7 protein-coding genes and 1 pseudogene are annotated in these 5,767 nt (G+C 62.8%); 1 reads left to right on the top strand and 7 read right to left on the bottom strand.

What is annotated here, in order from left to right; translation table 11 throughout:
* Positions 1 to 227, top strand: a pseudogene (locus ENZ74_RS19265) (amidase); the annotation flags it as partial.
* Positions 228 to 237: 10 nt separating this feature from the next.
* Here ENZ74_RS19265 and ENZ74_RS19270 read toward each other — a convergent pair.
* The 7 genes from ENZ74_RS19270 to ENZ74_RS19300 form a co-directional block, all read right to left on the bottom strand.
* A complete protein-coding gene (locus tag ENZ74_RS19270; protein ID WP_063168681.1) occupies positions 238 to 651 on the bottom strand; it encodes a hypothetical protein in 414 nt (137 codons plus the stop codon).
* Positions 652 to 745: 94 nt separating this feature from the next.
* Entirely contained in the window at positions 746 to 1,090 is a 345-nt protein-coding gene (locus tag ENZ74_RS19275) for a hypothetical protein (RefSeq protein ID WP_013530500.1), read from the bottom strand.
* Between the two features lie 59 nt (positions 1,091 to 1,149).
* A complete protein-coding gene (locus ENZ74_RS19280) occupies positions 1,150 to 1,797 on the bottom strand; it encodes a ThuA domain-containing protein (protein WP_063168682.1) in 648 nt (215 codons plus the stop codon).
* 41 nt (positions 1,798 to 1,838) lie between these two features.
* Positions 1,839 to 2,861, bottom strand: coding sequence for an LLM class flavin-dependent oxidoreductase (locus tag ENZ74_RS19285; protein WP_063168683.1), 1,023 nt, complete (start codon positions 2,859 to 2,861; stop codon positions 1,839 to 1,841).
* A 69-nt stretch (positions 2,862 to 2,930) separates the two neighbouring features.
* Complete coding sequence (locus ENZ74_RS19290; RefSeq protein ID WP_013530497.1) at positions 2,931 to 3,818, bottom strand: ABC transporter permease; 888 nt, start codon at positions 3,816 to 3,818, stop codon at positions 2,931 to 2,933.
* Complete coding sequence (locus tag ENZ74_RS19295) at positions 3,815 to 4,774, bottom strand: ABC transporter permease (protein ID WP_013530496.1); 960 nt, start codon at positions 4,772 to 4,774, stop codon at positions 3,815 to 3,817. Before ENZ74_RS19295 ends, ENZ74_RS19290 begins: the two co-directional genes overlap by 4 nt.
* Before the next feature lie 7 nt (positions 4,775 to 4,781).
* Positions 4,782 to 5,767, bottom strand: a 986-nt coding sequence (locus ENZ74_RS19300; RefSeq protein ID WP_245470978.1) for an ABC transporter substrate-binding protein, incomplete at its 5' end; no start/stop codon positions are given.

Raw genomic sequence — 5,767 nt, forward strand, 5'->3', positions numbered from 1 at the left:
ACGCCGAGGCGGAACACGCCAGCGTCAAGGTGCATGTCAACGGCGAGCCTGTCGCCATCCAGCGAAGCGGAGCGCGCTGCTGTGGACAGGCATTGGTTCCGGCCGCAGAGCACCAGCGGTTCCACAGCGTCTGGCGTGGCTCGTATGGCTCGATCGTGACGGCTATTGTGCGGCTGGAGGATGGGCGCAGCGCCGGCGCCTATCTGTTTACGGGCGGGATTGGATGAACGCCAGCAGCTAGGAAGGCAGCGAAGTCAGCCATTCTTCCCAAAATTCCTGCTGCATATGGACGAAAACCGGAACCACGTCGACGCCATCATCAAATATGTCGACCAGATCGCTCTCTTGCGGAAATTGCCCCGTCTTCACCTTGCAGGCTATCAATCCGCGACTTTTCTCCATCACGGTATTTTCCGGATAAACATTGGCGCTTGCTCCGTAACAGAAGGGTAGCAGGCCATCGACTTCGAGTGCCTGACGGATTTGGAACAGAGCCTCGAAAAAGTCTTCCTCTTCTGCCTCGATCACCTTGTCCCGATAACTGCATTTCAGATTGCAGGCAGCGCCGTTCACGTGCAGCGTGAACACGGCTTGCTCGTCGTCACCAACGGAACCTGCTCCGATCAGAAAAACAGTACGCTGATGGTCCATCTCATCCCCCTCGCCATGTGACGGGATGGTAGTACGACAACGGCCGCTTTCCAGCATGGCAGGGATTGGGACGCGGCCGCACTCCCTGCCGTCGTCATCCGCTGGCCGGGCGTCCCGCCGCAAAGGCAAGGTCCCGCCGAATGACATCCCGCTTGTCTTGCGACAGACCGGCAAGCAGCTTTTCATCGAGGCAGCCTGCTCGGATGAGATGAGTGAAGACATAAAGGAGCTGCGAATAGCGGTAGTCGAACGTCCGATCGATATCCCGCCGCTGTTCACGCAAATAGGCTTCCAGCTCCCACATCTGGGAGGGAACCGTCACCGCACTGGCCTTGCTCTTGAATTCGGCCATCGTCTTTGCGAGGGCCGCCTCAAGAGCCTTATCGAAGGCGTGGCGGGCGAGCTTCTTTTCGGAAGCGGACCAACTGGAATCGTTCATTGGATATCTCCGTAGATTTCCTGTGAATTCCATCAGATTTTCACGAACTTCGCCTGCTTCTACCCCCGCGCCGCCCAAAGCAAACCCCGCTCCACTATCAGCGCCATTTCCGGCACCGCGAACTCATCCGCCGTGTGACCAAGGGAACTGTAGAAAACCTTCCCCGCCCCATAGCGCCGTTTCCAGACGACCGGCATGACGACGCCGCCTATCCCCGGAAAATGCGCGTCGGTGAAGGTGGTGGTCGCCAGCACCTCATTGCTTGGGTCGACATGCATGTAATATTGCTCCGACCGGTAGGCGAAATCGCTGATGCCTTTTGTGATCGGATCGTCCGGCCGGGTGATCGCGACAGTGTAGTCGATGATGTTGCCGGGATGCGCCACCCATTGGCCGCCGGTCATGAACTGATAGTCAGGCTCATTGCGGAAACTGTCGCCCATCGTGCCGTGGAAACCGCCGAGCCCGCTTCCCCCGCGAACCGCAAGCGTCAGGTTCTGCAACTCGGCCTTTTCGATCGTCGACATCGTGATGACAGGCACGATGAGATCGAAGGAAGCAAGCTCCGGACCGGCGAACATCGCCGTGCCCTCACCCAGCGTGACGTCGAAGCCGTTTCGCTCAAGCAAGGTGCGAACGAGCTTCGCGCTCTGCTCCGGCGTATGGCCCTCCCAGCCGCCCCAGGCGATCAAGGCCTTCTTTGGCATTGTGTACCTCCCTGGAAAACTCGGCCCTGATCGATCCGGCGTCAGCGCCAGCCCAGCGCTGGAGCGACATGGGTCAGGATCGCCTCGATGACATGCGCGTTGTAGTCGACGCCGAGCTGGTTTGGAACGGTGAGCAACAGCGTATCCGCCTCGGCGATCGCCTCGTCCTGCGCCAATTCCTTGATCAGCACATCCGGCTCGGCCGCGTAGCTGCGCCCGAAAATCGCCTTGGTGTTCTCCTCGATGAAGCCGATCTGGTCGCGGCTCTCATTGCCGCGGCCGAAATAGGCGCGGTCGCGATCGTCGACCAGCGCGAAGATGCTGCGGCTGACCGAGACGCGCGGCTCGCGCTTGTGGCCGGCTGCCTTCCAGGCCTCGCGATAGATGCGGATCTGCTCGGCCTGCTGGATGTGGAACGGCTTGCCACTCTCGTCGAATTTGAGCGTCGAGCTCTGCAGGTTCATGCCGAGCTTGGCTGCCCATTCCGACGTGGCGTTGGTAGCCGCACCCCACCAGATCCGCTCGCGCAAACCCTCCGAATGCGGCTCGAGGCGCAAGAGGCCGGGCGGGTTGGGGAACATTGGCCGTGGATTGGGCTGGGCGAACCCCTCGCCGCGCAGCGTCTCGAGGAAGACCTCGGCGTGGTGCCTTGCCATGTCGGCGTCGCTCTGCCCTTCCGGCGGCGCGTAGCCAAAATGGCGCCAGCCATCGATCACCTGCTCGGGCGAGCCACGGCTGATGCCGAGCTGCAGGCGCCCGCCGGCGATGATGTCGGCGGCACCGGCATCCTCGGCCATGTAGAGCGGGTTCTCGTAGCGCATGTCGATGACCGCGGTGCCGATCTCGATGCGGCTGGTCCTGGCGCCGACCGCCGCCAGCAGCGGGAACGGCGACGCGAGCTGGCGGGCGAAGTGATGCACGCGAAAATACGCGCCGTCCGCGCCCAGCTGCTCGGCGGCGACAGCCAGCTCTATGGATTGCAAAAGCGCGTCCGAAGCCGAGCGCACTTGCGATTGCGACGAGGGCGTCCAGTGCCCGAACGACAGGAACCCGATTTTCTTCATAATCATGCGATATAAGGATGCGCGTCAGGCTTCAATGCAAAAGAGATTTTTTGGCGCCCGGATCAAGGCTCATGCATCGCTATTCTCGAAGGCGCCAATGCCTTGTGCGATCAGGTTGGTCGCCATCACCAGCGAGACGATTGCCCCGGAATTGAAGACGACGACCCACCATTTTCCGCCGGTCAGGAAGCCATAGCCGTCGGCGACGGCCAGTCCCCAGTCGGCCGATGGCGGCTGAATGCCGAGGCCGAGAAAGCTCAGCGTCGCGATCGAGAAGAACGCGTAGCCCAGCCTTGTGACGAGTTCGATGAGGATCGTTTCCCTGATGTTGGGCAGGATCTCCAGGAACATGATGGCGAGCGGGCCTTCACCGCCAAGCCGCGCGGCGCTGACATAGTCGCGCTGCTTCTGCTCACGCACGGCGGCGCGAACGGTGCGCGCCACCAGCGGCGCGTAGGCGATGCCGATCACCAGGATGACGGTCAGGTTCGACGGGCCGATCGCCACCAGCGTCATGGTGACGAGAACGATGAACGGAAACGCCATCAGCGTATCGAGCAGCCGCGCGCCGATGGCATCAGTGAGGCCCTCGAAATAGCCGAGCACCAGGCCGATGATGCTGCCGGCGGCAACCCCGGCCAGCGTCGCCAGCGGCGCAACCAGCAGGATGTCGCGCGAACCGACGATGATGCGGGACAGCACATCGCGGCCGAGCTGATCGGTCCCGAACCAGTGCAGCGCATCGGGCGGCGTCAGCGTCGCCAGGAAATCCTCGGCATAGGGATCGTAGGGAACGAAGAGGTTGCCTGCTATGGCGCAAGCGACCCAGAACAAAAGCAGCAGCAATCCGACCACGACCGACGGCGGCAATCCGGCGAAAGCACTGCGAATCCGGCGCACTGCCGAAAAGCCCGCCACGGCGCGCTGCAGTGCGGGAAACTCGGCCAGATCCGTCATGGCGAGGTCCGGCGGCGTTGCCGCGGATCGAGCAGCGCCAGCAAGAGGTCGCCGGCCGCCGCCGACAGCACGAAGATGGCCGCCATCACCAATACGCCTGCCTCCAGCATCGGGAAATCACGGGCCTTGGCCGCGTTCAGGACCAGATTGCCAAGTCCCTGGATGCCGAACAACGCCTCGATCACCACCAGCCCACCCAGCATGTATCCGGTCTGCGTCGCCAGCACCGCGACGGTCGGCGTCAGCGCATTGCGCAGCACGTGCCGAAAGATGATCTCGCGCCGCTCGAGCCCTTTCAGGACGGCGGTGCGCGTGTAATCGGCGGCGATCGCCTCGATCACGCCTGCTCGCGTCATCCGGGCGATATAGCCGGAAAGGTTCAGCACCAGCGGCAGCGCCGGCAGGATCAGATAATAGCCATGCGTCCAGAAGCCCGCGCCATCGGGCGCAACTCCGGAGATCGGGAACCAGTTCAGCCACAGGCCGAAAACGATGAGCAGCATCAGGCCGGAAACGAAATCAGGCACAATGCCGAAGGAGACGCCCGCCATCACGATCAGCCGGTCGATGAGGCGGCCCGCATTGAGACCGGCGATGACGCCGGCACCAACGCCGAGCGGAACGAGGAAGAGCAAAATAATCCCGGCAAGCGCCGCGGAGCGCTTGAGGCTTTCCAGCACGAAGGGCGCCACCGGCCCGCGCATCGACAGCGAGGTGCCGAAGTCACCGGTGACCGCTTTGCTGAACCAGAGCCAATACTGGACGAGAACCGGCTGGTCGGCGCCTAGCCGCTTGTTCAGTTCCGCCACCGCTTGCGCGTCGGCAAAAGGCCCGAGCATGACACGGCCCACATCGCCGGGCAGGACCTGCCCGGCGAAGAACACCAGAATGCTGACCAGCCACAGGGTGAGGACAAGTGTGCCCACACGCGCTGACAGAATGCGACCGGTCAGCATGTCGCGATCATGCCTGGACGAAGGAAACGCGGTCGAGCAGGAGATGCGAAATCGCGGTGAAGCGTACGCCCTCGACCTTGGAGCTGACGATGCGGCTGTATTGCGAGAAGTAGCTGATGATCGCCGGCGTCTCGTCGAGCAGCAAGGTCTGGATCTTGCGGGCAACAAGGCGCTGTGCCTGCAGGTCGCGCGCCTTCGAGTAGTCAAGCAGCAGCGCGTCATAGGCCGGGTTGTTGAAATGTGCCGCGTTCCAAGCTCCCGAACTCTTTAGCGTGGCGTTGAGGAAGATGTCGGGCGTGCCGCGGTGGCCATAGTCGGTGATGCCGAGCACCGAATCCAGCCATGGCGAACTGCCAAACGTCGCCGAGCCGTAATAGGCGTCCTGCGGCAGGACATTGAGCTTGACGTCGATGCCGGCCTTCTTGGCGAAGTTCTGGATGATGACCGCATAGTCGGGAATGTCATAGGCGCGTTCGGTGGTCAGCGTCACCTCGAAGCCGTTGGGCACGCCCGCCTCGCCAAGCAGCCGCTTGGCCTCGGCAATGTCCTGCTTGCGCTGCGGCACCGATGGATCGGCCGAGGGGAAGATCGGCGCGAACGGCGTGTCGTTGCCGACGATGGCGCGGCCCTTGAGCAGGCCCTTGACCACAGCCTCTCGGTCGATCGTGAGCGCCAGCGCGCGGCGGATGCGCTTGTCGGTAAACGGCGCCTGGTCGGTCCTGAGATGCACCTGGTCGTGCGAGCTCGCCTGCACGCTCAGCAGCTTGAAGTTGGGATTGCCCTCGATCGCCAGCTCCAGCCGCGTCGTGCTTGGGATCACGTCGAGCTGGCCGGCCTGCAAAGCCAGCACCTGTGCCTGCTCGTCGTCGAAGAACTTGATCTCGATCCGGTCGGGCAGCGCCTTGTCGCCCCAGTAATTCTCATTGCGCACGAAGCTGGCGCCTTGCTTGGGGCGGAAGGATTCGAGCTTGAACGGACCGGTGCCGTTGAAAG

This window comes from Mesorhizobium sp. M7A.F.Ca.CA.002.15.2.1 (assembly GCF_003998715.1).
Taxonomy (GTDB): Bacteria; Pseudomonadota; Alphaproteobacteria; order Rhizobiales; family Rhizobiaceae; genus Mesorhizobium; species Mesorhizobium ciceri.